This is a genomic window from Pelagibius sp. Alg239-R121, from assembly GCF_947331435.1.
Taxonomy (GTDB): Bacteria; Pseudomonadota; Alphaproteobacteria; order Kiloniellales; family Kiloniellaceae; genus Denitrobaculum.
On sequence record NZ_CAMZOF010000003.1, the window covers coordinates 500,600 to 527,282 of the forward strand.

A 26,683-nucleotide genomic window follows, 5' to 3' on the forward strand; every position below is an offset into this window, starting at 1 on the left:
TCGCACCAGCGACTGTTACCGCCAAATAGAACAATCGCGCGCTAAATCTTCGGCGACAGTCTGTTTACGTGTCCCATTTTGCGCCCGGGACGTGCTTCGGCTTTGCCGTAGAGATGCAGTTTGGCGCCAGGTTCCGTCAGGATCGACTGCCAGGCATCCACATCGTCTCCGATCAGGTTTTTCATCACCGCATTGCTATGGCGATCGGGCGAACCTAAAGACAGGCCCGCGACGGCGCGCATAAATTGCTCGAACTGTGAGGTGATGCAGGCATCCATGGTCCAATGCCCTGAGTTATGCGGCCGGGGCGCCATTTCGTTGACCAGGATGTGGTCGTCGGAAGTGACGAACATTTCGATCGCAAGCAGCCCCTGCAGATCCATCTCCTCGGCGAGCCGGCGTGCGATAACTTCCGCACGATCGGCTAACTCGGCAGTGATCCGGGCCGGCGCGTGGGTCTGATCCAATATATGGTTCTTGTGGTGATTTTCGACGGGAACGTAGCATTCACTGGATCCGTCGCCGTTGCGCGCAATGATGACTGAGATTTCCATCCGGAAGTCGACAAAACCCTCGACGATCGCTGCCGCCGTCTCCTTGCCGCCTGACATCGCGTTCCAGGCGGTTTCGATATCGTCACCATAGGAAATAAACACCTGACCCTTGCCGTCGTAGCCGAACTCTGCGGTTTTCAGAATACAGGGAAGCCCAAAGTCGCGCGTAACCCGTGCCAGGGAATCGGCATTGGTGGCCTCGGCATAGCGGGTCGTGGGCACTGCGATCGAGTTGCAGAAATCCTTTTCCCGCAAACGGTTCTGGCAGATGCGCAGGACATTAGGGCCGGGTCGGACAGGGATCCGTTTGACGAGGAATTCGGCTGTTGCCGCAGGGACGTTTTCGAATTCGTAGGTAACCGCGTCGATCGCAGCGGCGAATTTTTCCAGCGCCTGCCAGTCGTCGTAGGCTGCGACTGTGTTCAGCGACGTTACCTGCGATGCCGGTCCATCCACCTCCGGGCTGTAAACGTGGACTTTGTAGCCTAACGACGCTGCTGCCAAGGCCGCCATCCGGCCGAGCTGGCCACCGCCGAGCATGCCGATCGTTGAACCGGGCGGAAGGGGAAGGCTCTGGCTATCGCTCATGTTCGCTGCTCGACCTGTTGTCGCCGTTAATCGCAATCAGACTCTAGGCATTGTCGCTGGGGCTGTTGGCCACCGCATCACTCTGGCGCTGGCGCCAGGCATCCAGCGCGTCGGCGGTCTCGGCATTCCCGAGTGCAAGGATGGAAGCGGCCAGCAATCCGGCGTTTGTGGCGCCCGCTTTACCGATCGCGAGAGTTCCCACCGGAATTCCACCGGGCATCTGAACGATCGAAAGCAGGCTGTCCTGGCCGCTTAGTGCTTTGCTTTCGACTGGTACGCCGAGAACGGGCAGTGGCGTCATGGAGGCAACCATACCCGGAAGATGAGCCGCACCGCCGGCGCCCGCGATGATGACCTTCAACCCTCGCTCGCGAGCGGTGCGGGCATAATCCATCATTCGCAAAGGGGTCCGGTGGGCCGAAACAATCCGCTTTTCATAGGGAACGCCAAGGGTCTCGAGTACCTCAGCGGCATGCCTCATCGTCGGCCAGTCAGATTGACTGCCCATAATAATGCCAACCTGCACATCGTCGTTCGAAACCATTCGCCTACCAACTAAAGCTGCCCAAAAGAGGCCGCATTATCATGACAAGGTCACGCCGAAGCAAGTGAAGTCAGGCAATGTAAGAATGAGAGACGCACTGTGGCGTTTTCCTTCATGACATCTGGGTGAAATTAGTTACTCAAATCGCAGATATCTGTGTTTTTTTTGAGGGTTTACCGATCAGTATTAACTTTCGTGATAGATTGATTGTGTAATGACAGAGTGCGGGCGCCGATCCGGCCGCTTAGACAAAAGGCGACTATGAAAGTCAGAAACAATACCTCGTCCTCATTTGTGCCGGGTGCATCCGTCGCAACGGGTGCCGGTCCGGTCACGAAGGCTGAAGCGGTGACGCCGGCCCGCCGCGCGTCGGATCAGCCGATCGATGTGACGACGATCATGGGTATTCCGGAATCGGAATTGACGCCCAAGGTCAAGGCTGCGTTTGAAAAACTGCTCGCCGAAGTCGTCAATATGCGCCAGGAATTGGAGCGGGCTCAAAAGCGGATCGGTTATTTGGAAGAGCTGGCGGATCAGGACAGCCTCGCGCCGGTCCTCAACCGGCGGGCGTTCGTGCGCGAGCTCAGCCGGATGATGTCCTTTGCCGAACGCTACGGATCTCCCGGCAGCGTCTTGTTCTTTGACGTCAACGGTATGAAGCAGGTCAACGATACCCATGGCCATGGCGCTGGCGATGCAGCCCTGAAGCATATCGCCTCGACCCTGCTTGCCAATGTCAGATCATCCGATGTGGTCGGGCGCCTCGGCGGCGATGAATTTGGCGTGGTTCTCGCGCAGGCAAGTACAGAGATAGCCGTGGAAAAGGCGTCTCAGCTCTCAACCGACGTTCAGGCAGAGCCTGTTGTTTGGGAAGGTCAGCAGCTCGATGTCTCGGTTTCCTATGGCGTTCATACCTTCGCGGGCGAAGAACAGGTCGACGAGGCTCTCAATGCTGCAGACAAGGCAATGTACGAACAGAAACGCAATTCTGCCGCGAGAAAGCAATAGCTCCGCAGTCCGGGAACAGCCTGAAATCAGATTGGTTTTCAGTTAATCACGAAGCGACCTGACCCGGCCGCTCTAATTTATGTGGTTGGAGTAGGTTCACCGGGACGGCAGATCACCAGGAGAGATTCCATCTAACCCGGATCCGCTCTAGAGGGTGGTGCACGCTCTGAAGGAGGTCTTGTCCGGCTTTCCGCTGCCGATCTGTTGATCTAACGCCCTGTGGTTCCTGGCCGCCTTGTTTGCTTTGACGGCTTTCTCCGGATGCTGGACTGTTAGGCGATGATATCTGGAAGCAGCTCGCTCTCAAGTTTCAGAATCAGGTCCTTAAGCATCAGCTTACGCTTTTTCATGCGCTGAAGCTGAAGCTGATCAAAGGGCACCTGATCGTGGATTCTTGCGATGACATCGTCGAGGTCGCGATGTTCTTCCAGAAGCCGCGTGAGTTGCTGCCTCATTTTCTCTCGATCAGTCTCTTCCATGAGTGTCACGAATAGTGAAGTCCCAACCATAGTAACCCGGAATCGGGCCTTGCGACCACAGCATACCACAAGAATTCATCCGAATTTGCATCGAACTTCGGTCTTTCCTGCCCGATTTGCATAGTGTTGTTTGCGTCTGCGCCGCTTTTACGCGAGAATCGCACTGCTAAGCTGTTGAAATAGCCAGAGTCATCGGGTGCGATGAAGCGAATAGCAGTTCTTACGAGCGGTGGAGATTGCGCAGGTCTTAATGCCGTGGTCCGGGCCGTAACGCAACGGGCGATTACGGGCTATGGTTGGGAGGTCTTCGGCGTCCGTCAGGGGACGGCCGGCCTTTTGGCTCGGCCCATCGATGCAGAGCCTTTGCATATAAGCCGGTTCGAGGGTGATCTTTTGCGGCGCGGCGGCACCTTCCTTGGTACCACCAACAGCGGTAACCCCTTCGATTATCCCACGAACGATGGCCGCAGGGTCGACCGGTCCGAGGAGATCATAGCTGCCTATCGGGAGTTGGAGCTGGATGCCCTGATCGGAATCGGGGGTGACGGCAGTATGGATATTCTCCGCAGGTTGGCTCAACAGGGTGGATTGAACCTGGTTGGAATTCCCAAGACCATCGATAACGACCTCGGTCACACGGAACTCTCCGTCGGTTACGATACGGCCGTGGGAGTCGCGACCGATGCGCTCGATCACCTGCAGCCGACCGCCGCCAGTCACTCACGGGTGATGGTGCTGGAGGTGATGGGGCGGGATGCCGGGCATATTGCGCTGAGTTCCGGGATTGCCGGCGGGGCGGACGTGATCCTTATTCCCGAAATCGAATACCGGATCGATAGCGTCTCGCGCAAGATTGCGGCGTTGCGGGATCATGGACGCAATTTTGCGCTGGTCGTAGTTGCTGAGGCTGTGACCACGGAAAGTGGTGAACCGGTCACGCAAAGGCAATCCGGGGGCAGCGTAAACTACGGCGGAATTGGGCACTACATCGCCGAACGCATAGCCGATGTCACCGGTGCCGAGACACGGGTAACCGTCTTGGGGCATGTCCAGCGCGGCGGCGCACCGACGCCGACGGATCGTCTGATGGGAACCGCCTTTGGTGTTCATGCCGTCGATTTGATTGCTGAAGGAAAATTCGACCACATGGTGGCCTGGTCCAACCGCCAGGTGACTGCGATCCCGATTGCAGATGCGATCGCTGGCTATAACGCCGTTGATCCGAACGGCAGTCTGGTAACGACAGCCAGGGGGGTGGGAATCTGTTTTGGCGATGACTAGTACGAAAAAGAAAGCAGCAGAAGCCGAATCCGGCGACGCTCAAGTCCCGCAGTCCAAATCTGAAACCAAGAACGGCAAGGCGAAGCGCGCTTCGAAGCAGCCGGTAAATCCCTTCTGGGACTTCTCGCTTGCCGTCTATGAACGCGCCGGCACGGCCCCAGCTTGCCTCGCACTGCAGGATTCCAAGAACCTCGATGTAAATCTGTTGCTGTTCTGTTGCTGGGCAGGATCTTTGGGTCACGCATTGAAACCTGCGGAAATTGCTTCCCTGACAAAGGCCGTGAAACCTTGGCAGGCGGATGTTGTCTCCCCACTGAGGGCGTTGCGCCGGCAATTACATTCCGGAGGCGATTACGAGGGCTCGAGTGCGGCGTTGTTGGGAAAGATCAAAGACGCGGAACTGGAGGCAGAGGCGGTTCAGCAGCAAATGCTGTTCGAAGTTTTGCCGCTGGAGACTGGAGAGGCTTCTGCAAAAATCGCGGCTGAAAACCTCAAGACCTATGCCAAGCTGGTCAAAGTGGAATGCGATTCGGCGGTTACTGCCGACTTGGCCGCTGTTCTGCGCGGAGCTTTCCCATTGCTGGCGCCTTTGGAAGCGGTCTGGACCTTAATATAGTAGGACGGGGTGTTAAGCCCGCTTGCTGCGCTTGGGTGCGCGCATTACGGCTTCGCCGTCGGGCGCATCTTCACCCCAGCGTTTGATCTTGCCGCTATCGATCCCAAAAAGGTCCAGAACCCGTCCGATCGAATGCTCTACGATGTCGTCGACGCTCTGCGGGTTGGTGTAAAAGGCCGGGACGGGCGGTGCTATAACGGCCCCCATCTCCGAGAGGGCCACCAGATTTCTCAAATGCCCGGTGTGCAACGGCGTTTCACGCAGCATAAGGACCAGGCGGCGGCGTTCCTTCAGGGCGACATCGGCAGCACGGGTCAGCAGACTCGACGTAACACCGCTGGCAATTTCAGACATTGAGCGGATCGAGCAGGGGGCGATCACCATGCCCAGGGTTTTAAATGAACCACTGGAAATGGATGCTCCGATGTCGGCGACCGGATGGCAGACGTCGGCAAGCGCCTGTACTTGCGCGACCTTTAGTTCGGTTTCATAAGCCAGTGTTATTTCGGCTGATTTGCTCATGATAAGATGAGTTTCGACAGGCAGCGATTTCAGGCATTCCAGCAGCCGGATGCCGTAGATGACGCCGCTGGCGCCGCTGATCCCGACGATAAGCCGGTCTGGATGCGTCATTTGGTCACTCGATTCTGCCTCTTTATCACGCCGAATTCGCCCTTGCGGCTTTGCATTCTCGCTCAGGGAGGTTTAGCATATCTGTAACACTTTGATTAGGAGGTCACGTATGCCAGCAACCGAACGGATTGTATCTCTTCAAGGCAAGCATGCTTCTCTAGACCGGGAAATAGACGAGGAAAACCAAAGACCTCATCCCGATGACACCCGCCTCCACGAACTTAAACGCGAAAAGCTCAGGATCAAGGACCAAATCACGGAAATGATGGGTAGTCCCCACTAATTCCGAATCGCCCGAAGCTTCGGCGCCTGAAGATATGTGCAGGACAGTCACATATCGTTTGGAAACCCTGAAACTGACGGCCGCTTAAGAGCCAGAAATCAAATTGTCATGGGCGTTTGGACCTGGTTGACAGGTCGAAGGCGTAGTGCGGCTTGTCGGGCGGTAAGATATTGAAAGAATTGAAGCAACGCTGGCATTGTCGCGATGTTGCAAGCGGTCCGATTCCGGGCCGCTTTTTGTTGGTCAACTGAGGGGATTGGTCGTTGGCGATTGGACGACTCCGCGTCGTCTCCAAGCTATTGCTTCAGGCGTTGTGGGTTTGCAAGCCTGCCCGAATTGCCGCATTCTTTATCGGTCCCGTCAGCTTGATCCAAGTCATGGGTGTAAAGAAATTCAGTCGGTAAAACCTGTGGTTTCTGGTTGTTGATGCGAGCCGTCGAAGCTCGTGCCGGCCAGGGGCGCGGGCCGGCTGACAAAAAGGAATAAGGGGAGACGCCATGGGGCGCTACAAAGACGCACACGATAGCTCGCTTGCCGATCCTCGTGCCTTCTGGGCCGAAGCGGCCAAGGGCATTGACTGGGATCAGCCCTGGGATACGCTTTTCGATGACAGCAACCCGCCATTTTACAGATGGTTCCAGGGTGGCCAGCTGAATACCTGTTATAACGCGCTCGACCGGCATGTTGAATCAGGGCGGGCCGATCAGTTGGCTTTGATCTACGACAGCCCGGTCACCGACAGCGTCAAGCGCTACAGCTTCCGCGAGTTACGGGATGCGACTGCGCTCTTTGCCGGCGTTTTGGCCGCGCAGGGCGTGGGCAAGGGGGATCGTGTAATCCTTTATATGCCGATGGTGCCGGAAGCTCTGATCGCGATGCTCGCCTGTGCGCGCATCGGTGCTGTGCATTCGGTTGTGTTTGGAGGCTTTGCGTCGAGTGAACTCGCAACCCGGATCGATGATTCAAAGCCGAAGGCGATGGTCTCGGCATCCTGTGGCATCGAAGTCAACCGGGTGATCGAATACAAGCCCTTGCTTGACGCCGCGCTCGATATGGCCGCCCACAAGCCTGACAGTTGTATCGTGCTTCAGCGCCCGCAGGCAACGGCGTCGATGACCGCCGGCCGCGATGTGGATTGGCGGGAAGCGGAAGCCACTGCCCAGCCCCATGGCTGTGTTTCGGTCGCGGCGACCGACCCGCTTTACATCCTCTACACCTCGGGAACCACGGGGCAGCCGAAGGGAATCGTTCGCGACAATGGCGGACATGCGGTTGCGCTGAACTGGAGCATGAAGAACATCTATGATGTGGAGCCGGGTGAAGTCTATTGGGCTGCTTCCGACGTGGGCTGGGTCGTCGGCCATTCCTACATTGTCTATGCGCCTCTTCTGGCCGGCTGCACGACCCTGCTCTATGAAGGCAAGCCTGTCGGCACACCGGATGCCGGCGCGTTCTGGCGGGTGATCTCAGAACATCAGGTTTCGGCCATGTTCACGGCTCCCACGGCTTTTCGTGCGATCCGTCAACAGGATCCGGAAGGCGAGTACATTGGAAAATACGATCTCTCGAAATTTCGCACCCTGTATCTGGCGGGTGAACGCTGTGACCCGGATACACTGAGCTGGGCACAGCAAAAACTCAAAGTTCCGGTGATCGATCATTGGTGGCAGACCGAAACCGGCTGGGCCATTGCCGCCAACTGCATGGGGATCGAAGAATTGCCGGTTAAGGCCGGTTCGCCGACCTGCGCGGTGCCCGGGTGGGATGTCAGCGTCTTGAATAGTGAAGGTAATCCCGTCGAGCCGGGAACCATCGGGTCGATCGTCTGTAAGCTGCCCCTGCCTCCGGGCACTCTGCTGACGATCTGGAATGCCGATCACCGCTATCAGGAATCCTATCTGCAGGAGTTCCCCGGTTACTACGAAACCGGCGATGCGGGGATGATCGATGAAGACGGTTATATCCACGTCATGGCGCGGACAGACGATATCATCAACGTGGCCGGTCATCGCCTGTCGACCGGAGCGATGGAAGAGGTTCTTGCCGCACACCCCGACGTTGCGGAATGTGCGGTGATCGGCGTTGCGGACTCCCTGAAGGGACAGCTTCCGGTGGGCTTCATGGTTCTTAAGGCCGGCGTTGATCGTGCTAACGACGAGATCGCAAAGGACGTCGTCTCCATGGTGCGCGACCGGATTGGTCCGGTGGCCGCATTCAAATTGGCAACGGTCGTGCAACGCTTGCCGAAGACCCGCTCGGGCAAGATACTGCGCGCCACCATGCGAAAGATCGCCGACGGGGAAAGCTTCAAGACTCCCGCGACCATCGACGATCCTGCAATTATCGACGAAATCACCGAATCGCTCAGCGGACTCGGTTATCCAAAGGGTTAGAGTAATGCGTTTAAAGGACAAGGTGGCGATCGTAACCGGTGCCGCAGGGGGGATCGGCTTGGCCTGTGCCCAGCGTCTTGCGTCGGAAGGCGCTAAGGTCGTGCTTTCCGATGTCGCGGTCGAACAAGGAGAGCGCGCGGCCGAGTCCATTCAGGAAACCGGGGCGGATGCACTTTTCATTGCCTGTGACGTCGGAGACAAGGGGCAGGTCGATGCGTTGATCGCCGGCACTGTCGCTGCCTTCGGCAGGCTCGACTGTGTTGTCGCCAACGCCGGGATCGTTCATGCCTGTGACTTCCTGGATCTGGAAGAGGCAGACTTCGACCGGGTCCTGCGGGTGAATTTGAAGGGCGTCTTCCTGACCGGGCAGGCCGCGGCGCGTCAGATGGTCGCGCAGGGTGGCGGCGGCACCATCATCAATATGTCGTCGGTCAATGCGGTGATGGCGATCCCGAGCATCACGCCCTATGTGGTCGCCAAGGGCGGCGTAAACCAATTGACCAAGACCATGTCGATTTCGCTCGCCGACAAGGGGATCCGCGTCAATGGTATCGGTCCCGGTTCGATCATGACCGACGTGCTGAAGAAGGTCGCCAACGACAAATCTGCCATGGACAAAATCATGATGCGCACGCCTCTGGGCCGGGTCGGAGAGCCGGATGAAATTGCCAAAGTAGCGGTCTTTCTGGCCAGCGACGATTCCAGCTATATCACAGGGCAGACCATCTATCCTGACGGCGGCCGCATGGCTTTAAACTACACCATGCCCGTGCCGGAATAGATCTAGATGGCGGCCTCTCCATCCAGAATTTCACGCTGGATGGAGAGAAAGAGTTCCAGTGCATCCAGATTTACGTAATCGATACCGAACTCGATCATCTTGCGGAAATCGGCGGGATCCTTACCCTCGTAGTAGACCATGATCTCCATGCCGAGATCATGGGTGCGATCAACGAGGTCCTGCGACAGCGCGCTGATCTGGGTCTCATAGATCGAGGCATAATGGTCGTTCTGCGCCACTGCGGGATCGTCCGTAACGGACCAATTTACCATCTTACGCATTTCAGGTGCGGCTCTGTGCATGCCGTCGCGCATTTTGGAGTCGAAGGAAAAGGTAAAGCTCTGTGCCATGGTGCCGGTGCGTTTCAGCACCTCTACCACGGCCTCGCAGTCGGCATGTTTGATCTCGACGTAAAAGCCCGCACGGTGTCTGAAGGCACTGAGAAAATGGTCCAGGCGCGGCACTTCTTCGCCGGCAAATTCCAGATCGAAGCTGATGCCGGCATCGAGCGCGTCGACTTCCAAAGCGGTCAACTCGGCGATGGGGCCGAAGGCATCGGTGGTCCGGTCTATCAGCTTGTCGTGCATCACGTAGAGCACGCCGTCTGCGCTTTGGCGGACATCGAACTCGATGATATCGCCGCCGAGCGCAAGCGCGGCCTGCGCGGCGGCAAAGGTATTTTCTGGTGCGACTTTACTAGCGCCGCGATGGCAGACGGTTTTAACCGGTTTCATAGATCAGGCCGCGACCTGTTTCAGCATGGAATTGCGGATCAAGCCATACGAGATGTTTGCAGGTCCAACAATGTCTATGTGCTTCGAAGTGCATCTTTCTTTGGATTCAATATTGCATGAATCCGGCATGCTCGGCATTTGTCTTGTCGCACAGATCGGGCGCGTTTGGCCGAGTGGATCAGAGGACCAAAGAGCGGGTTGCCGTATCCTTATTGTCCAAGAGACAATTATCTATACTTTGTTCTAGCGAGCGTCTGCAATCCGGGCAATAGGTACTATGTTTAGCGCCAAGAGCATTGTATTGGTCAGTTACTGAATTTGCTTTCCTCAATAGGTCGTCTTCATCTCTCGGCTCATAATTTAACACTTCATACATGAACGCCGTTTGCGCTTCCTCAAGTTTTGAATCAAATGACTCCCGCATTTCAGCTTCAAGGGCGTCGAATTTCGGTACCCCATCCGCCATCGTCCGAAATTTACCTGCTAGATTGCGAGTCATATCGCCGGGAAAACCAGTGACTTTGACTTCTATGCGTCCGTCTGACTGGCTAAAGAGCTCGGTTGCCAACAACTCGTTGAACGGGTTGCTTGATAATGCAGATTTGCAGGCAAGCAACTTGATGTTATCGATCGATTTCTTAATACCGTGATCAATTAGATAGCCTGCCAATTTGTCGGCTTTATATAGCCCGACCGTGCGTCCATCCCCATGTCCGGCGATGTACAGTGTTTCGCCATCGGACATATTGGCGAGGTCGGTTTTTTGTCTGCCCTTATCCCATCCGATCCAGCAGATACGTTGTCGAGGGGAGGGCCAGTGCTTTTTCCGGTAGGCGACTGTCTGATGACGCGTCCATAGAACGTGTACATTCATGTATGTTGCGTAGTCGATGCCATTTTCAACGATGAGAATCACGATCCATCCTCCCGATTCCTGTGAGAATTGACAAACCGGTGTAATTTTACGTGGGTGTGCACGCGAAACGAGATGATAGCGTGTTCTTGCAATGCAGAATAGTTTGTTCACGTGAAAGGGTTTCGGGAAACGATTTGCCATAAAAAAACACTCCAGTCAGAAAACCGACCGGAGTGTTTGTTGAAAGCTGACATTCTGATTGTAGCTACAGCGCTTTGTTAAGCCTCAGTCGTTGCTGAGTCCGAAACCGGCCAGCGGGGAAGGGGCCTCTTCCTCGAACTGGGGTTCCGGAATGGCGATGCCGGCACGTTCGGCGGCTTTTCGGGCTTTTTCCACTGCCGAGTTCAGATCGATCTGGCCGCAGAGGCCGAGCAACACGGGATCGCGGGGGCGGATATTGGCCATGTTCCAGTGCGAGCGGTCACGGATCGACTGAATGGTGGTCTTGGTGGTCCCGATTAGTTTGGAAATCTGGGAATCCTTGAGTTCCGGGTGATGGCGCAGCACCCAGGCAATCCCGTCGGGTTTGTCGTGGCGCTTGGCGACCGGAGTGTAGCGCGGACCTTTTGTGCGTTTCGAAGGTTGCGGCAGGTCGAGCTTCAAGAGTTTCAGCCGGGCTGAGGGATCGGCCTGACAGCGGTCGATTTCGGCCTGGGTGAGCTGGCTGTTGGCGATCGGATCGATGCCCTGGATGCCAACCGCAACCTCATCGTCGGCAATACCCTGTACTTCAAGCGGGTGCAAACCGCAGAATTCTGCGATTTGATCGAAACCCAGGGAAGTGTTCTCGACCAACCAGACGGCGGTCGCTTTCGGCATAAGTGGTTGAGACATCTTTGCTCCTCGTCTGCCCGGGTCCCGGTCCTCGTGGACTGTCGACAGGGGCTGCGCTTGTTTCAGTCGTCCGCCATCGCGCCACAAACGCGGCTGCGTGCGGATCGGAAGCTGTGGGATACCCTGATTATAAGCCGCCGCCAAGCGGGAAAAAGACTTTATGGCGCAGGCATCACACAAATTTTTGACGAAGAGGGTGTTTCCAGAGCAATCCTCGGGCCTGGAGTGCAGATTGAGCAGTCTTTGCGCCCATCTCTCATCCTCAGCCTGAAATCAGACCGTCAGCACGATTTTCCCGATATGAGTGCTGGACTCCATCAGACTGTGGGCCTGGCTGGCGTCCCTAAGGGCAAAGGTCTTGTGGATAACCGGTGCGATTTTGCCCGCTTCGATCAAGGGCCAAACGGTCTTTTGGAGGTTGCCGGCGATCTCGGCTTTGAAAGCGACCGGCCGGGGACGGAGTGTGGATCCCGAGATCGTGATGCGCTTGAGCATAACAGGTGCGAGATTAACCTCAGCCTTGGAGCCGCCAAGAAAGGCGATGTAGCAGAGACGGCCGTCAGGCGCCAAAGCAGAGATATTCCGCTGTACGTAGCTGCCTCCGACCATATCGAGCACGACGTTGACGCCCTTACCACCGGTCAGGTCCTTGGCGATCTGAACAAAATCTTCATCCCGATAGTTGATGGCCCGCTCAGCACCCAATTCTACGCAGGCCTGACACTTTTCGGCCGATCCCGCGGTCGTAAGGACCCGTGCACCGAGCGCGGACGCCAACTGAATTGCCGTTGTGCCGATCCCGGAGGAACCGCCATGAACCAGAAGGCTTTCACCAGGTTGCAGGCCACCCCGGTCGAAGACATTGGTCCAGACCGTAAAAAAGGTTTCCGGCAGCGCCGCAGCCTGAACGACGCTCAATCCCTTGGGGATGGGCAGGCACTGCGGTGCGGGCGCAACGCAGTATTCTGCGTAGCCGCCGCCCGCGACCAGCGCAGTTATCTCATCTCCCACCTCGAGTCCGTCTACGTCTGCACCGAGGGTGGCGATCCGGCCAGCAACCTCCAGACCTGGAATGTCGGAAGCACCCGGTGGTGGCGGATAGCCGCCCGTGCGTTGAAGAAGATCAGGACGATTGATGCCGGCGGCTGCGACTTCAATCAACACTTCGCCTGGGCCGGGCGAGGGGACCGGGCGTTCGCAGGGCACGAGGACCTCAGGGCCGCCGGGTTCGCTGATTTCAATTGCCGTCATGGTGGAAGGAAGAGAGCCGGTCATTTAAGTCCTCGTTGTGCTGCAGGGCCTAGGACGGTGTTCCTAGAAAATTCTGAGAGAGCGCCAGTCTATGAAGAATTGCTGCTGAAAATTTCATACGAAGGTGACAGACGCTAGACTGCGTGGCTATTTAGTCGCAGCCTGTGGTGTAAGGCAAGAGATCACCGGGAGATGACTATATGGAACTGGAAGACCTGGAACCAAGGAAGAAAAAGCCCAAACTCAAGGACCTCACATTGATGGGGTTGGAGGAACTCGCTGAATATCGCGAATCGCTGGAAGCGGAAATCGCACGGGTGGACGCTGAAGTTGCCGGAAAGAAGAGCCATCGCTCTGCAATCGATTCGCTTTTTAAGAGTTAGGCCTGACGCCACCAATTGGGTTCGGTTTTTTTGAGCTCCGGTTTTCTCCAAGTTTATCCTGCTGTGCATGCATTGCGCAGCAGCACTCCTCAGTTCGTTGATCCCCTACAGGAACAGATACAGAATTAATGGAAACGGCGATCAACATCGTTCTGCCTGTCTTTGGTCTGGTTCTTTGCGGATATCTAGGCGGGCGCAGTCGTTTTATGTCGGAAGAGGCCGTCAAAGGTCTGACGACTTTTGTGTTTTACCTCGCTATTCCGGCTTTGCTGTTCCGGACAATGGCCAAGGGCGGGCCACCGACCGGTTTCGATTTCTCGATCGTTGCAGCATACTTTACCGGCCTCGCCGCCAACTTTGCGCTCGCGTGGCTGTTTTCCAGACGGGTTTTTTCGGCAAATAGCGACGAGGCCGCGATCATGGGAATGGGCGCGATCTTCTCCAACACGGTACTGCTTGGATTGCCTCTGGTATACGGCGCGTTCGGGGAAGAGGGACTATTGGCTCTGACCCTGATTGTCGCTTTCCACTCACCGATCATCATGCCGCTGGTCTCTCTGATCGTCGAACTCGGCCGCGGTTCAGCGTCTTCATTGTGGCTGAAACTGAAGCTGGTTTTCTTCGCGATCTTTAAAAATCCGGTGATTGTGGCGCTGCTGGCGGGGGAGCTTTATGGCGCAAGCGGCCTTCCGTTACCGGCGACAGTGGACCGCTTCACAGAACTGCTGAGTGGTGCAGCCGCACCTTGCGCTCTCTTTGCGCTGGGGGCTTCGCTTGTGGGGTACCGGCTTGGCGGCGACTTAAAGCAGTGCTCTGCGCTTGTGATTTTCAAGCTCGTTGTCCATCCGGTGATCACGGCTTTGCTGGTCTTATTTGTGTTTGATCTACAGCCGGTCTGGGCCGCTGTCGCCATAGTCACGGCAGCGCTACCGGTCGGGGTGAACGTCTTCATCATGGCCGAGCACTACGATATCTATAAGGCGCGGGCTGCGTCGGCCATTCTGATATCGACCGGTCTTTCGGTCCTGTCGGTCTCTGTTCTTCTGGCCTACTTCGCATAAAGCCAACCTTGTTTTGGGCTTCGTAGAAGCCCGGAGGAGGCAGAAGCCGGTGTTTCAGAAGCGACGTCTGCAACCGGCGTGCGGAAAAAAGAAAAAATGAATCAATTGAAATTCATACGCGTGTTAACTATTTTTTAGTACAAGGCGGTTATTTTCTGCATGACGGTTCGAGGGGATCTCATGTTCTCTCACCGTTGTTCGGAAGTTTTCCGTTCCTTGTAATGCCTCCCTGTAAACTTGCCGCCGGCTTGTCCGGCGGTTTTCTTTTGTAACTCGGATTAGTTGAACTCCATTAATTTTATGGAGTTATGTTCCGTTGTTAACTCAATACATTCGTTGTTAATAAATCCGCCCTTGACCGGCACATTCGGCCTGCTTAGTGTTCGTGCCAAGGCAAGTTGACAGGGTATGGCATAATAAGACGAGGGCCACGATCCAACATAAGGATCGAAGGCCCTCTCTTTTTTCCGGACATTGCTTTTTCTTACGACATTGGATTGATTAGCGTTGAGAACACGTTGAAATCTCGTGTAGTCTTCGTTGGAAATTGACTCCACAACAAAAGAAAATGCAGGATCCCCGGGGTCTTAGTGTATTACAAAGTCCGGGTGTAATTGTGCGGGGCGATCGATGGTTGATGCCAAGTTTCTAAAGTTCGACACCTTGTCGCTGCATGCCGGCCAGCAGCCCGATCCTGTGACGGGCGCCCGTGCGGTTCCAATTTATCAGACGTCCTCCTTCGTGTTCCAGGATACCGAGCATGCGGCGTCGCTGTTTAACCTGGAACGCGCCGGCCACATCTATAGCCGGATTTCGAATCCGACCGTTTCTGTTCTGGAAGAACGTGTAGCAGCGTTGGAAGGTGGCGTCGGGGCGGTGGCGACGGCCTCAGGACAGGCCGCGTTGCACCTGGCGATCATCACCTTAATGGGACAGGGCGGACACATCGTGGCCTCTTCGTCGCTTTACGGCGGCTCGGTCAATATGTTCGTGCACAGCCTGCCGCGGTTTGGCATCACCGCCAGCTTCGTCAATCCGCGCGATGTAGACGGCATTCGCGCCGCCATTACCGAAGAGACGCGGTTGGTTTACGCCGAGACATTGGGTAATCCCGGATTGGAGGTTCTGGACATCGAAGCAGTGGCGCAGGTGGCACATGATGCCGGACTGCCACTGATGATCGATAACACCTTCGCCTCGCCTTACCTTTGCCGGCCGATCGAATACGGTGCCGACATTGTCATGCATTCGCTGACCAAGTGGCTTGGCGGGCACGGTCTTGCTTTGGGGGGTATCGTGGTTGATGGCGGAGGGTTCGACTGGACGGAAAGCGGAAAGTTCCCGACCTTGAGCGAACCTTATGCTGGATATCACGGAATTAATTTTGCCGAGGAATACGGTCCGACGGCCTTTTCCATGCGCGCGCGCGCCGAGGGGTTGCGTGACTTTGGCGCGGTGCTCTCACCCCAAAACGCCTTCTATATCCTGCAGGGAATTGAAACTCTGCCGCTGCGTATGGAGCGACATGTTTCAAACACCAACAAGCTTGCAAGTTTTCTGGAAGCACACGAGGCGGTCAGCTGGGTAATTCATCCGAGTCTGGAAAGCCATCCGGATTTTGAGTTGGCGCAGACACGCTTGCCGAAAGGCGCAGGCTCAATCATAAGCTTCGGTGTCAAGGGCGGCCGGGCTGCCGGCGCGCGCTTCATCGAAGGTTGTTCGCTGGCATCCCATCTGGCCAACGTCGGAGATGCCAAGACCCTGGTCATTCACCCGGCTTCGACCACCCATCAACAGATGACGGCTGAACAGCTGGAGGCCGCCGGCGTAGGTGAGGATATGGTGCGTCTGTCGGTCGGTCTGGAAGATCCGAGCGACATCATCGGCGATCTCAATCAGGCGCTGAGAGCGTCTCAGAAAGGCTAACGCGGCAGACCGGAGACCGGTTGAACCGATCGCGCAGCAGGTGAAAAACGGGGCGTCTTTATGAAAGTGACAGTCGACGGCAACAGCATCTTTGCGGCGACAGGAGGAAAGGAATTCGATCCCAACCTGCCGGCAGTCGTCTTCGTGCATGGTGCTGGTATGGACCGCACGGTCTGGTCTCTGCAGTCACGGTATTTCGCCCATCACGGCCATTCAGTTCTGGCGGTTGACCTGCCTGGCCATGGCCTGTCCGACGGTGCGCCCCTCGAATCCATCGAAGCCATTGCGGATTGGCTGGCTGTGCTGCTCGACGCAGTGGGGGTCGAGAAAGCCGCCGTGGCCGGTCATTCCATGGGGGCAATTTCGGCACTGGAATTCGCCGCGCGGCAGCCGGGACGAGCAAAGGCACTTGCCCTGTTGGGTGTTGCAGCCAGCATGCCGGTGCATCCGGCTCTTCTGAAAGCCGCGCAGGCAAACGATCATCTGGCGGTCGATTTGGTCACCTCCTGGGCGCACGGCGACACCGGACATCTCGGCGGCAATATGACCCCCGGCCTTTGGATGCTGGGCGGCGGTGCCCGGCTGCTGGAGCGTGCTTCGCCCGGGGTCCTGCATAATGATCTCGCCGCCTGCAGCGCCTATGAAGGAGGGCAGGCAGCCGCAGAGAGAGTCGCTTGCGAAACCCTGTTGGTGTTGGGGAGCGACGACAAGATGACCCCCTTCAAGGCAGGCACGGCCTTGGCGTCCATGATTTCTGCAGCACAGGTTGCGCGGATCGAGGGGTCCGGCCACATGATGATGCTGGAAAAGCCCGATGATACACTGGCTGCGCTGAAAGCCTTTCTCTAATGACGCAGTCGTCTGTTGAAACGCGCGCCGACTATCCGCATTTCCTTCAGATCCCGACCCGCTGGATGGATAACGATATCTACGGGCATGTGAACAACGTCGTCTACTATGCCTACTTCGACACCGTCATTAACACCTATCTGATCGAACGGGGCGGGCTCGATATCCACAACGGTGGCGTGATCGGCGTCTGCGCTGAATCCTCCTGCCGGTACAGGGCGTCGTTCGTCTTTCCCGATGTGATCGAGGCGGGCCTGCGTGTCGCCAAACTCGGCGGGCGCAGTGTCACCTACGAGATCGGACTGTTTAAGCAAGGCGCTGATATTGCGCCGAGTGATCAGGCTGCCGCCGAGGGGCGGTTCGTGCATGTTTTCGTCGACCGCGGCAGCATGAAGCCGGTTGCGATTCCGGAGCCCCTGCGGGCAGCGCTCAAAGCTCTGGAACGGTGATCTTACTTGATGGGGCAGCAAATTTTTTGCCCACCTGTCAGAGAACTTTCATAAAAACCGTATTTTTATCAATGTGTTCACCTCTGAATTCAGGTTGACGTTCGGTTAATTTTAAAATATACGTTTACAAACAATAAAACATACGTATACTTATAAATAGATTTGAAATTGATTGCTTGGCGTTCTGCTCAGGCAATTCGGCGTCCGTACAAAACCACCAGAACCTGGCGCACGAGGCTGCCAGAACCTGTTGGAACCCACTGCACCTGTTGCAACAGCTTCGGGGCCTTGAGCCACCGTGAGCGAAGGAGACGCAAAATGCCTATCTCGATTAACAGCGACACTGGAAATATCTTTGCGGGCGGCGACGGCTCCGACGGCGATCTGGTTCTGCGCGCCAATAGCGGACAAGACCGCATTCGCCTCGATGCCGGTGGCGGCAATGCCTGGCTGGGTGGCAATGGTGCCGATGGCGATCTTGTGATGTTCCGCGCCTCCGGTAACAACACCTCGACGGCCGAAGCCTCGATCCATATCGACGGCAATGGCGGGAACATCTTTGCAGGTGGTGACGGATCAGATGGTGATTTGGTCTTGCGCAGTACCACGGGCCAGAACCGCATCCGTCTCGATGCCGGTGGCGGAAATGCCTGGCTGGGTGGGAATGGTGCTGACGGTGATCTCGTGATGTTTCGTGCCTCGGGCAATAATACGTCCACAGCAAGTGCCTCGATCCATGTCGATGGCAATGGCGCCAATATTTTTGCTGGCGGGCAGGGGGCTGATGGCGATCTGGTTCTTCGCAGCACCACAGGGCAAAACCGCATCCGGCTCGATGCCGGTGGCGGCAATGCCTGGTTGGGCGGCAATGGTGCCGACGGTGACCTTGTGCTGTTTCCATCGAGTGGCGACAACGAGACACTCGCACAGGCGACCATTCATTTGAATGGCGACAGCGGGGATATCATTCTTCAGAACGCGGACTGTGCCGAGGACTTCGAGGTTGAGGATTCAGCCGATGTCGAGCCGGGCACGGTCATGATCATCGGCGATGAACTCAAGTTGCGCAGGAGTGATCAGGCTTACGATAAGAGGGTAGCAGGCGTCGTCGCCGGTGCTGGTGAGTATCGACCCGGTATCGTGCTTGGCCGTCGTAAAGGCCTGATCAACCAACTGCCGCTGGCTCTTGTTGGACGCATCTTCTGCAAGGTGGACGCGGAGCGGAACCCGATCGGGGTTGGTGATCTGCTGACCTCATCGCCGACGCCCGGACATGCCATGAAGGCGCAAGATCAGATGCGCGCATTCGGATCGGTGATCGGCAAGGCCCTGGGCAACCTAAAGTCGGGTCAAGGGATGATCCCGGTTCTGGTTGCTCTGCAGTAATCGCTGCTGATCGGGAGAAACGACGATGGCTACGCTAAGTGTAAAGTCGATCGCGTCGTCCTGTTTGGGGCGGAACCCGCCTCTCTCACTCAAGCGCGATGTGTTTGGTGTCTATGGCACCAACAATCAAACCCGCTCTTTGAAGGCACAGCTCGACCGGATTCAGAACAAACCTTTCCTGCGGCTTGCCCTGGTGACAGTTCGGCCTACCGGCTCGACAGCCGGACAGTACAACAATCTGCAGCGCGACATGGATGCTGCAAACGAAGTCTGGCTGAGCGATTGCGACGCCTGGATCTATGTCGTCGGCAGCATCACCGAGACCACCAATATTCTGGGCGGCAACGGGGTGTTGGATCAACCCACCTGCCCACTGGGTGTTCAAGGCAGTCCAACCTCGGAAGAGGACGATCTTTTTGACCTCGGTCGCAATCTCGGGGCGGATGTGGTTGGCTACTATACGGCAGGATCGACCAATGGCGGGCTTGCCGGCTGCTCCTCCTATCCGGCCGGGCGGCGCGGTTTCTGGGTCCGTTTCGGCTCTTCCGCCTGGGTGCTGGCTCATGAGCTCACCCATGTTATCGGATTGAATGCACATGTCAGCACGGGCAATGCGAGCAATAGCGACAATCTGATGTGGCCGAACACGGGCTGGTCCAACCTGCCGCCGGATCTCAATGCGTCGCAATGCGACGAGATACTGGATGATCCCAGTATCGAAAGCTGTTGAAAGCGAGGTAAACCATGGCAACGCTTTCCGATGAACTGGCGCTACAACTCGAATCCGAATGCGGCCACACCTACGAAGAAATCGTCGCACGCAAGTCGGTCGAAGACTACCGCCAGCTAAGATCTGTCGTTCAGGACGACAAGGAAGATATCAAGCGCCGTCAGTCGGCGATCCATCTTCTCGGTCGATTTGGCAAGAATGAAGTCGTACCGGATATCGTCGCCGCCATACCCAGGCTCGACGAGCGCGGTCTGATTGGCGCGGTTGATGCTCTGGGTCAGTTGGGCGGGAAAGAAGCGCTGAAAGCGCTGAAGCGGCAGGCAAAAAGTAAGTCGGCCGATGTACGCCGCTTTGCCGTCTCGGCCCTGGACCGGATCGGCACCAAGGAAGCCCTTACTGAAATTACAAAGATTGCGCGCGCCGATGAAAGCGGATTTGTCCGTACGAAGGCGCGAAGATTGTTGAAACGCCGCGCGGAGAAATAGGGACGCCCCGCGCAGGCAAGGAACCTCCCCTGTCGACTTAAGCCGGACGGAATTACTTCCGCCCGGCTCCTTTTTTTCGATCGCAATTTACATCATACAGTTAGAGGACGATTCACGTTCTTGACCGTTTCCGTTAAGAACGAACCCACTCCAAAAGGTGCTTACGCAGCCTGGTCTTCAATCACCTTGGCAGCCTTCGATGCCTTGGCCTCGATTTTGATGCTGCGCGGCTTCATGGCTTCGGGAACTTCGCGGGCCAACTCGATATGCAGGAGACCGTTTTCGAGGGCAGCGCCGGCAATTCGGATGTGGTCGGCGAGCTCGAAGCTCCGCTGGAAACTGCGGTTCGCGATTCCTTGATGCAGAAACTTCGCTTCCTTGCCAGTGGCTTTGTCCTTTTTGCCCGAGATGACCAGTGAATTCTCGGTCACGGTGATGTCGAGCTCTTCCTCGGCAAAACCGGCGACAGCCATGGAAATCCGATAGGAGTCTTCGTCAATCTTTTCGATGTTGTAGGGCGGATAGCTTGGCGCGGATTCGTCGACACGGGCAGCCGAATCCAAAAGATTCATCATCCGGTCAAAACCGACGGTCGCGCGATAAAGGGGGGAAAGATCGTAACTACGCATTGCCATATCCTCCGATGAGCAACATGGTTGATATTCCGGGCCCACCACCATGGTCTGACCCGACGTTTGCCGCCTTCTGCAACCCTCTCTGAGGCATTGCCTGGCGACAGTTTAGATATAGTTTGGCGGAAAATTGGCTTCAAGAGGGGGGCATTATTTTTTCGGCCCTAAGCATTGTTTCCAGCTAAACTATTGATAATAAATACAACGAAGGCGAATCTGTTAATCATTGAGACCAACCAATTGTTAAGGCGGTAGTTGGTAGACTCTCTGCTTCTGTGGCCGTTTGTTCGGTCGTTCGTTTATAATCGGTTTTAGGCCGAAACCTGGGTAGCTTTGATTTTGAATACGTCGGCGGCACCTGTAGCGTTTTTTGACTCGACCTACGATGAGGCGATGACCCTCATGCGGGAGTCGCGCGACTACCTGACGCATCATGACCGCGCTGAACGTGCCAAGATGACGCCGGAAGCTCAGCTCTGGGCGAGCTGTGAAACCATGAGGCTTACGGCGCGTTTAACCCAGATCATGGCCTGGCTCCTGATCCAGAAAGCCGTTCATGCCGGCGAGATCTCGCGGATCGACGCGGCTGCCGCTGAACACCGGCTGTCAGGGCAGGATGTCTGTGATACGACCGGCTGTGTTGAGGAAGTGATCCTGCAGCCCAAGCTGATGGAGCTGCTTGATCGCAGCCACCGGCTGTATCAGCGTGTCGCCCGGCTGGATTCGATGCTGGATGGTGTCGCTTAGGCCAGAGCGCGATTCACGCTGCCTACCCGTTCAGATAAGAACAATCGGACTCGCGTCGCTGATACTGCTGCTCTCGTCAGTCTTTTCACTTAGTCTTTGAAAAAGAAACGCAAATGGGCCCCTGAAGAGGAGCCCATTGGTTCGGCAGTTGCCCTGAAACGACGATTTATCGCCGTTCGGAGTACTTCGTCCAAAAGCGTACGAAGGCCGGAGCCTTATTTGAGGCCGAGGCCTGCGAAACGCTTGTTGAACTTTGCGACCTGGCCACCGGAATCGACCAGACGATGCTCGCCGGTCCAGGCCGGGTGCGTCTTGGGGTCGATGTCGAGGCGCAGCGTGTCGCCTTCTTTACCGTAGGTCGAGCGCGTCTTGAACTCGGTACCATCGGTCATGTGAATGGTGATCTCGTGGTACTCGGGGTGGATGTCTTGTTTCATCGTCCTGATCCTCTTGAAGGCCGCGTATATAACCGAGCTATAACCTCGACGCAAGCCCCCGAAGGCCCCAATTCACGACTTTCCGGTAAAAGTCATCCCTGGCCGGAACATGAGTTGCGAAATGTGGCGCGCCGATGCGCTGCAAGCATGGTTTTCAATGGCTCAGAACGCGGTTGAAAGACGTTTTGGCCCGATATGGTTAACATCCTCTATACATCACGAAGTTCGTGCATCGAAACCCCTCCGGGTTGACGGAGCACGGCGATGCGTTGGCGACAAAAGTGTCAGTTCAAGGCCACGCGACCTTCGATGGGATAAGCGGGGTCGTTATAGCCGGGAGTCGAAGCATGCCCGGTCACGACAAGATCGTTGATCAGGGCTTCGTCCTCCGCCGTGAACTGGTAGGTAAGGGCGCCGAAGTTCTCCTGCCATTGCTCGAGCGTTCGCGGACCGGCGACAGCGCCGGTAATCATCTGGTTGTTGAAGAGCCAGGCGAGGGCGAACTGACCGGCCGTGATGCCGCGGGCTTCGGCGTGCTGTTTTATCTTCTGTGCGAGAACGAGGGATTCACGGCGCCATTCGGTTTGCATGATCCGCGTGTCCTGGGCGCCTGCACGGGTTTCGGTCGAGGGTGCCGCATCGGGATCGTACTTGCCGGTCAGGATGCCACGAGCCAGCGGGCTGTAGGGGAACACCCCGAGGCCATAGTGATTACAGGCCGGCAAATGTTCGATTTCGACGGTGCGATTGAGGGCATTATAGAGCGGCTGGCTGACCACCGGACGCGGGATGCCGAAGCTGTCGCAGAGTCGGCAAATCTCGGCGACCCGCCAGCTGCGATAATTACTGACACCGAAATAACGGGTCTTTCCCTGGGCGATGAGATCGCCGATCGCGCCAACCGTCTCTTCAAGCGGCGTATCGAGATCCTCCTTGTGGAGATAGAAGATGTCGACGTAATCGGAGCCGAGGCGTGTGAGGCTGTCTTCCAACGCCTGAATCAGCCAACGCCGGCTGACCCCCTGGCGGTTGGGGCCTTCGCCTAACTTGTTGCCCGCTTTGGTCGCAAGGATCCACCAATCCCGGTCGCCGGCGATAGCACGCCCCAGGATGCGCTCAGACTCACCATTGTTGTAGACGTCGGCCGTATCGATGAAATTGATCCCCTGGTCACGGCCGAAGGCGATGATATCCCGCGATCCGGCTTCGTCACTGCGGCCGCCGAACATCATGGTGCCCAGGCAAAGTTTTGTCACTTTCAGGCCACTACGACCAAGGTTCCGGTATTCCATATCCGCCAAATTTTCCTGTCTTTCAACCGGGGCAGGGACCCCGGTTCCAATTGACGAGCTTGTCACAGGAGGACGCTTGACCGCAATGTGGAGAGGCGCACAAACGGGCGCGGAAACCACCGCTTCTCAATTCGGCAAGCGCTCCGACGGCCGCTCGAATCAGGCGGGTTGGGATTGGAGTGTTTCCGCGCGGGCCTGGCGGATAATCTGCAGGGACGACCAAAGGAAAAGCCCGGCCATGATCCCGGCGACGATCAGGTCCGGCCAAGCACTGCTGCTTGCCCAAACGCCGCTGGCGGCCAGCATCACGGCGATGTTGCCGATGGCGTCATTGCGGCTGCAGAGCCAGACTGAGCGGACATTGGCATCTCCGTTGCGATACTTGAGGAGCAGGAGGACCGATGCGAGGTTTGCGAGCAGCGCAATAAAGCCGACTACACCCATCACTTCGGCCTGCGGCGTATTGGTCACGAGAACGTGATAAGCGGTCGAACTGAACACCCAGAGACCCATAATCGCCAGCGAAATACCCTTGAACAGGGCTGCTTTGGCCCGGACGGCGAGGGGCATGCCGATCACCGCCAGACTGATGCCGTAAGTGGCGGTGTCACCCAGAAAGTCCAGCGCATCCGCCTGCAGGGCCTGCGACCCCGCGGCAATGCCTGCCAGAATCTCGGCGATGAACATTGCGCCGTTGATCACGATCACTGCGATCAGTATCCGTTTGAAGGCCTTCGAAGCGCCATCAAACTTGGCGTCCTGTCCACAGCAACCTGCCACGGCCGTTACTCCTATTGCTTTGTCGGTCCACTTGATTTCCATCAAGGCATGAACCTAATGTCTCTAGTAACTATAGCTTCAAGAGAAAAATGACCGTGGCCCAAAAAATTTTGGACGCAGAGAAAACCATGGGATCAGGCAAAAGCGTCGAAAGCTTCACTATTGGTCAACTATCGAGAGAAACCGGCTGTAAAGTGCCGACGATCCGCTACTACGAACAGATCGGTCTGCTGCCGGAGCCGGGGCGCTCGGCGGGCAACCAGCGCGTCTACGGGCAACAACATCTATCGCGACTGGCATTTATCCGACACAGCCGGGAGCTTGGGTTTTCGCAAGCTGAGATCCGGCAGCTGTTGGAGCTTTCCGATCATCCGGACCAACCCTGTGCGGAAATCAATGCGATCGCGCAAAAGCATCTGGATGAGGTGAACCACAGGATCAGCCGTCTTGAATCCTTGAAGGCGGAGCTTGAACGCATGGTCCATGCCTGCCAGGGCGGAAAGGTCGAAGACTGCAGGGTGATCGACACACTGGCGGACCATGCGCATGGCAACTGCTTAACGGCAGAACACTAGTTTGGTGGCACTGATGGTCTTGTCGAATGTAGTTTGCCGGACAACATGCCGCGCTGATGGCGCTTGACTTCGCGGCGGCGATTGCACAAGGGATAGCGCAGGTTTTGACGATAAATTGCCCCGGCCCACGGATCTGAACAGGCCCTGGCGGATAGACCCGTTTTTGAAAGAAGTACAGATTAGATGATGCGACCGCGCTCCTCGGGGCAAAGCAACGATAGCACTGGCGGCAAATCCAGCCAGGGCGATTCGACCAACTCGGGACGGCCCTCCAGCAAAGAGCTGTCGCATCTGGTCAGACTTTGGCAATTCGTGCGTCCTTACAAGCTCCAGGTTGCGGGGGCTCTTGTCGCACTGGTGGTTGCTGCGTCGACGGTTCTTGGACTCGGCTTTGGCCTGCGTACCTTGGTCGATGATGGTTTTGCCAGTGAGAATGCAGATCTGCTGGACCAGGCGGTGATGGTCCTCCTGGGGGTCGTGGTGTTGCTGGCTGCGGCAAGTTACAGCCGTTTCTACCTTGTCTCCTGGATCGGCGAACGGGTCGTTGCGGATATCCGAAAAGCGGTCTTCAACCACCTGGTTACGCTGTCGCCGGCGTATTTTGAGATCACGCGAACCGGCGAAGTTCTGTCACGCCTGACCACCGACACAACGTTGCTGCAGATGGTTGTGGGATCTTCAGTGTCGGTTGCGCTGCGAAATTTCCTGTTGTTCGCGGGTGGATCGGTACTCCTGATCGTGACCAGCGCCAAGCTGACGGGCATGGTTTTCCTGGTTGTGCCGGTCGTGGTCTTACCGATCATCATCTACGGCCGCCGAGTAAGGCGGCTGAGCCGGGACAGTCAGGATAGGGTCGCCGATCTGGGATCCTATGCTGACGAGGCCCTGGGTGCGATCCGCACAGTTCAGGCCTTCGGTCATGAATCCATTGACCGCATGAAATTCGGCGGCCGGGCGGAAGAGGCATTTATAACGGCAGTCTCGCGGATCCGTGCGCGGGCGATGCTGACGGCGGTCGTCATCGTGCTGGTTTTCGGCGCGGTCAGCGCTATCCTGTGGATCGGAGGGAGGGATGTTCTCGCCGGACGAATCTCTCCCGGTGAACTCTCGGCATTTGTTTTTTACGCGATTGTTGTCGCCGGTTCCGTGGGTGCGATCAGCGAAGTGATTGGCGACCTTCAGCGCGCTGCAGGCGCAACGGAACGCCTGTTCGACCTGCTGGCGACGAAAACCGATATCGCGCCGCCGGTCGTGGCGGAAACCTTGCCCGACCCCGCATTGGGTAACATCTCATTCGAGAAGGTTCTGTTCCACTATCCCGCACGCCCGGAAGACGCCGCGCTTCATGGACTGGAGCTCAAGGTCGACCCTGGAGAGAAAGTTGCGATCGTTGGTCCTTCGGGGGCCGGTAAGACGACGATTTTCCAGCTTCTGCTACGATTTTACGATCCGAAGAGCGGCCATATCAGGCTCGATGGAGTGGAACTGACCAAGGCCGACCCGCTCGAGCTGCGCAATCGGATCGGGCTCGTGCCGCAGGAGCCGGTAATCTTCTCGGCAAATGCCTGGGAAAACATCAGATATGGCCGACCAGATGCCAGCGACGAAGAGGTGCTTCAGGCAGCTGAAGCTGCTGCGGCAAAAGACTTCCTGGATCGACTCCCCGATGGCTTCGATACTTTCCTGGGTGAACGTGGTGTGCGCTTGTCGGGTGGTCAGCGGCAACGCCTCGCCATTGCCCGTGCCATTCTGCGCGATCCGGCTGTGCTGTTGTTGGACGAAGCCACAAGCGCTCTTGATGCCGAGAGCGAACGGGCCGTACAGCAGGCGCTCGAACGCCTCATGTCCGATCGTACCACGCTTGTGATCGCCCATCGCCTGGCGACGGTGTTGAAAGCCGACCGGATCGTCGTGTTGGATGAGGGGCGTGTGGTGGCCAGCGGCACCCATGAGGAACTGATCCGCCAGGGTGGCCTCTACGCCCGTTTGGCCGAACTTCAGTTCGGCGAAGCAGAGATGTTCAACGACTTGAAGAGTTCCGCCGGATCCTGATCAC

General features: G+C 56.9%; 29 protein-coding genes. 17 read left to right on the forward strand and 12 right to left on the reverse strand.

Annotated elements, in window-relative coordinates:
• Nucleotides 1-41: 41 nt before the first annotated feature.
• Both QMZ18_RS12660 and purE read right to left on the reverse strand, forming a co-directional pair.
• Entirely contained in the window at nucleotides 42-1,142 is a 1,101-nt protein-coding gene (locus QMZ18_RS12660) for a 5-(carboxyamino)imidazole ribonucleotide synthase (RefSeq protein ID WP_282606658.1), read from the reverse strand.
• A gap of 43 nt (nucleotides 1,143-1,185) precedes the next feature.
• A complete protein-coding gene (gene purE / locus QMZ18_RS12665; RefSeq protein ID WP_282606659.1) occupies nucleotides 1,186-1,686 on the reverse strand; it encodes a 5-(carboxyamino)imidazole ribonucleotide mutase in 501 nt (166 codons plus the stop codon).
• Between the two features lie 261 nt (nucleotides 1,687-1,947).
• On the opposite strand from purE, the gene QMZ18_RS12670 reads away from it, so the two are divergent.
• Nucleotides 1,948-2,694, forward strand: a complete 747-nt coding sequence (locus tag QMZ18_RS12670; RefSeq protein ID WP_282606660.1) for a GGDEF domain-containing protein — start codon at nucleotides 1,948-1,950, stop codon at nucleotides 2,692-2,694.
• Between the two features lie 272 nt (nucleotides 2,695-2,966).
• On the opposite strand, the gene QMZ18_RS12675 is transcribed toward QMZ18_RS12670, so the two are convergent.
• Nucleotides 2,967-3,173, reverse strand: coding sequence for a DUF465 domain-containing protein (locus QMZ18_RS12675; protein WP_322097211.1), 207 nt, complete (start codon nucleotides 3,171-3,173; stop codon nucleotides 2,967-2,969).
• A 201-nt stretch (nucleotides 3,174-3,374) separates the two neighbouring features.
• Here QMZ18_RS12675 and QMZ18_RS12680 point away from each other — a divergent pair, with 201 nt between their 5' ends.
• Nucleotides 3,375-4,454 (forward strand): ATP-dependent 6-phosphofructokinase, encoded by a 1,080-nt coding sequence (locus tag QMZ18_RS12680; RefSeq protein ID WP_282606662.1) that lies wholly within the window; start codon nucleotides 3,375-3,377, stop codon nucleotides 4,452-4,454.
• A complete protein-coding gene (locus tag QMZ18_RS12685; protein WP_282606663.1) occupies nucleotides 4,447-5,070 on the forward strand; it encodes a TIGR02444 family protein in 624 nt (207 codons plus the stop codon). Before QMZ18_RS12680 ends, QMZ18_RS12685 begins: the two co-directional genes overlap by 8 nt.
• A gap of 12 nt (nucleotides 5,071-5,082) precedes the next feature.
• Here the strand turns inward: QMZ18_RS12685 and QMZ18_RS12690 are convergent, their stop codons facing one another.
• Nucleotides 5,083-5,703, reverse strand: coding sequence for a UbiX family flavin prenyltransferase (locus QMZ18_RS12690; RefSeq protein ID WP_282606664.1), 621 nt, complete (start codon nucleotides 5,701-5,703; stop codon nucleotides 5,083-5,085).
• A gap of 109 nt (nucleotides 5,704-5,812) precedes the next feature.
• Here QMZ18_RS12690 and QMZ18_RS12695 point away from each other — a divergent pair, with 109 nt between their 5' ends.
• From QMZ18_RS12695 to QMZ18_RS12705, 3 genes are all read left to right on the forward strand, one after another.
• Nucleotides 5,813-5,986 (forward strand): YdcH family protein, encoded by a 174-nt coding sequence (locus QMZ18_RS12695; RefSeq protein WP_282606665.1) that lies wholly within the window; start codon nucleotides 5,813-5,815, stop codon nucleotides 5,984-5,986.
• 497 nt (nucleotides 5,987-6,483) lie between these two features.
• Nucleotides 6,484-8,379 carry a propionyl-CoA synthetase gene (locus tag QMZ18_RS12700; protein ID WP_282606666.1) on the forward strand — a complete coding sequence of 632 codons (1,896 nt, stop codon included), beginning with the start codon at nucleotides 6,484-6,486 and terminating at the stop codon, nucleotides 8,377-8,379.
• A gap of 4 nt (nucleotides 8,380-8,383) precedes the next feature.
• Nucleotides 8,384-9,160, forward strand: coding sequence for an SDR family NAD(P)-dependent oxidoreductase (locus QMZ18_RS12705; RefSeq protein ID WP_282606667.1), 777 nt, complete (start codon nucleotides 8,384-8,386; stop codon nucleotides 9,158-9,160).
• Nucleotides 9,161-9,162: 2 nt separating this feature from the next.
• On the opposite strand, the gene QMZ18_RS12710 is transcribed toward QMZ18_RS12705, so the two are convergent.
• The 4 genes from QMZ18_RS12710 to QMZ18_RS12725 all read right to left on the reverse strand — a co-directional run bounded on the left by QMZ18_RS12710 (nucleotide 9,163) and on the right by QMZ18_RS12725 (nucleotide 12,919).
• A complete protein-coding gene (locus tag QMZ18_RS12710; protein ID WP_282606668.1) occupies nucleotides 9,163-9,894 on the reverse strand; it encodes a glycerophosphodiester phosphodiesterase family protein in 732 nt (243 codons plus the stop codon).
• Between the two features lie 178 nt (nucleotides 9,895-10,072).
• Nucleotides 10,073-10,810, reverse strand: coding sequence for a hypothetical protein (locus QMZ18_RS12715; protein WP_282606669.1), 738 nt, complete (start codon nucleotides 10,808-10,810; stop codon nucleotides 10,073-10,075).
• Between the two features lie 225 nt (nucleotides 10,811-11,035).
• Nucleotides 11,036-11,644, reverse strand: a complete 609-nt coding sequence (locus tag QMZ18_RS12720) for a DUF1013 domain-containing protein (protein WP_282606670.1) — start codon at nucleotides 11,642-11,644, stop codon at nucleotides 11,036-11,038.
• Nucleotides 11,645-11,917: 273 nt separating this feature from the next.
• Nucleotides 11,918-12,919 carry an NAD(P)H-quinone oxidoreductase gene (locus tag QMZ18_RS12725; RefSeq protein ID WP_282606671.1) on the reverse strand — a complete coding sequence of 334 codons (1,002 nt, stop codon included), beginning with the start codon at nucleotides 12,917-12,919 and terminating at the stop codon, nucleotides 11,918-11,920.
• Nucleotides 12,920-13,095: 176 nt separating this feature from the next.
• Here QMZ18_RS12725 and QMZ18_RS12730 point away from each other — a divergent pair, with 176 nt between their 5' ends.
• The 8 genes from QMZ18_RS12730 (at nucleotide 13,096) to QMZ18_RS12765 (ending at nucleotide 20,164) form a co-directional block, all read left to right on the forward strand.
• Nucleotides 13,096-13,278 (forward strand): DUF1192 domain-containing protein, encoded by a 183-nt coding sequence (locus QMZ18_RS12730; RefSeq protein ID WP_282606672.1) that lies wholly within the window; start codon nucleotides 13,096-13,098, stop codon nucleotides 13,276-13,278.
• A 128-nt stretch (nucleotides 13,279-13,406) separates the two neighbouring features.
• Nucleotides 13,407-14,339 (forward strand): AEC family transporter, encoded by a 933-nt coding sequence (locus QMZ18_RS12735; protein WP_282606673.1) that lies wholly within the window; start codon nucleotides 13,407-13,409, stop codon nucleotides 14,337-14,339.
• A gap of 630 nt (nucleotides 14,340-14,969) precedes the next feature.
• Complete coding sequence (locus QMZ18_RS12740) at nucleotides 14,970-16,265, forward strand: O-acetylhomoserine aminocarboxypropyltransferase (RefSeq protein WP_282606674.1); 1,296 nt, start codon at nucleotides 14,970-14,972, stop codon at nucleotides 16,263-16,265.
• Nucleotides 16,266-16,325: 60 nt separating this feature from the next.
• On the forward strand, nucleotides 16,326-17,114 hold the full coding sequence (locus QMZ18_RS12745; protein WP_282606675.1) for an alpha/beta fold hydrolase: 789 nt from the start codon (nucleotides 16,326-16,328) through the stop codon (nucleotides 17,112-17,114).
• Entirely contained in the window at nucleotides 17,114-17,563 is a 450-nt protein-coding gene (locus QMZ18_RS12750; protein ID WP_282606676.1) for a thioesterase family protein, read from the forward strand. Before QMZ18_RS12745 ends, QMZ18_RS12750 begins: the two co-directional genes overlap by 1 nt.
• Nucleotides 17,564-17,881: 318 nt before the next feature.
• Entirely contained in the window at nucleotides 17,882-18,949 is a 1,068-nt protein-coding gene (locus QMZ18_RS12755) for a hypothetical protein (protein WP_282606677.1), read from the forward strand.
• Between the two features lie 25 nt (nucleotides 18,950-18,974).
• Entirely contained in the window at nucleotides 18,975-19,679 is a 705-nt protein-coding gene (locus QMZ18_RS12760; RefSeq protein ID WP_282606678.1) for a hypothetical protein, read from the forward strand.
• Nucleotides 19,680-19,693: 14 nt separating this feature from the next.
• Entirely contained in the window at nucleotides 19,694-20,164 is a 471-nt protein-coding gene (locus QMZ18_RS12765; protein ID WP_282606679.1) for a HEAT repeat domain-containing protein, read from the forward strand.
• 161 nt (nucleotides 20,165-20,325) lie between these two features.
• On the opposite strand, the gene QMZ18_RS12770 is transcribed toward QMZ18_RS12765, so the two are convergent.
• Nucleotides 20,326-20,793: an Hsp20 family protein gene (locus QMZ18_RS12770; protein WP_282606680.1), complete on the reverse strand. Its 468-nt coding sequence runs from the start codon at nucleotides 20,791-20,793 to the stop codon at nucleotides 20,326-20,328.
• A gap of 342 nt (nucleotides 20,794-21,135) precedes the next feature.
• On the opposite strand from QMZ18_RS12770, the gene QMZ18_RS12775 reads away from it, so the two are divergent.
• A complete protein-coding gene (locus QMZ18_RS12775; RefSeq protein WP_282606681.1) occupies nucleotides 21,136-21,543 on the forward strand; it encodes a DUF1465 family protein in 408 nt (135 codons plus the stop codon).
• Nucleotides 21,544-21,758: 215 nt separating this feature from the next.
• Here QMZ18_RS12775 and rpmE read toward each other — a convergent pair whose 3' ends face one another.
• The 3 genes from rpmE to QMZ18_RS12790 form a co-directional block, all read right to left on the reverse strand.
• Nucleotides 21,759-21,980, reverse strand: a complete 222-nt coding sequence (gene rpmE / locus QMZ18_RS12780) for a 50S ribosomal protein L31 (protein WP_282606682.1) — start codon at nucleotides 21,978-21,980, stop codon at nucleotides 21,759-21,761.
• 284 nt (nucleotides 21,981-22,264) lie between these two features.
• Nucleotides 22,265-23,272, reverse strand: coding sequence for an aldo/keto reductase (locus tag QMZ18_RS12785; protein ID WP_282606683.1), 1,008 nt, complete (start codon nucleotides 23,270-23,272; stop codon nucleotides 22,265-22,267).
• Nucleotides 23,273-23,431: 159 nt separating this feature from the next.
• On the reverse strand, nucleotides 23,432-24,052 hold the full coding sequence (locus tag QMZ18_RS12790) for a cation transporter (protein WP_282606684.1): 621 nt from the start codon (nucleotides 24,050-24,052) through the stop codon (nucleotides 23,432-23,434).
• Between the two features lie 128 nt (nucleotides 24,053-24,180).
• On the opposite strand from QMZ18_RS12790, the gene QMZ18_RS12795 reads away from it, so the two are divergent.
• Together QMZ18_RS12795 and QMZ18_RS12800 are read left to right on the forward strand one after the other, a co-directional pair.
• Nucleotides 24,181-24,627 carry a helix-turn-helix domain-containing protein gene (locus QMZ18_RS12795; RefSeq protein ID WP_282606832.1) on the forward strand — a complete coding sequence of 149 codons (447 nt, stop codon included), beginning with the start codon at nucleotides 24,181-24,183 and terminating at the stop codon, nucleotides 24,625-24,627.
• A 183-nt stretch (nucleotides 24,628-24,810) separates the two neighbouring features.
• A complete protein-coding gene (locus QMZ18_RS12800; protein WP_282606685.1) occupies nucleotides 24,811-26,679 on the forward strand; it encodes an ABC transporter transmembrane domain-containing protein in 1,869 nt (622 codons plus the stop codon).
• Nucleotides 26,680-26,683: the final 4 nt, after the last annotated feature.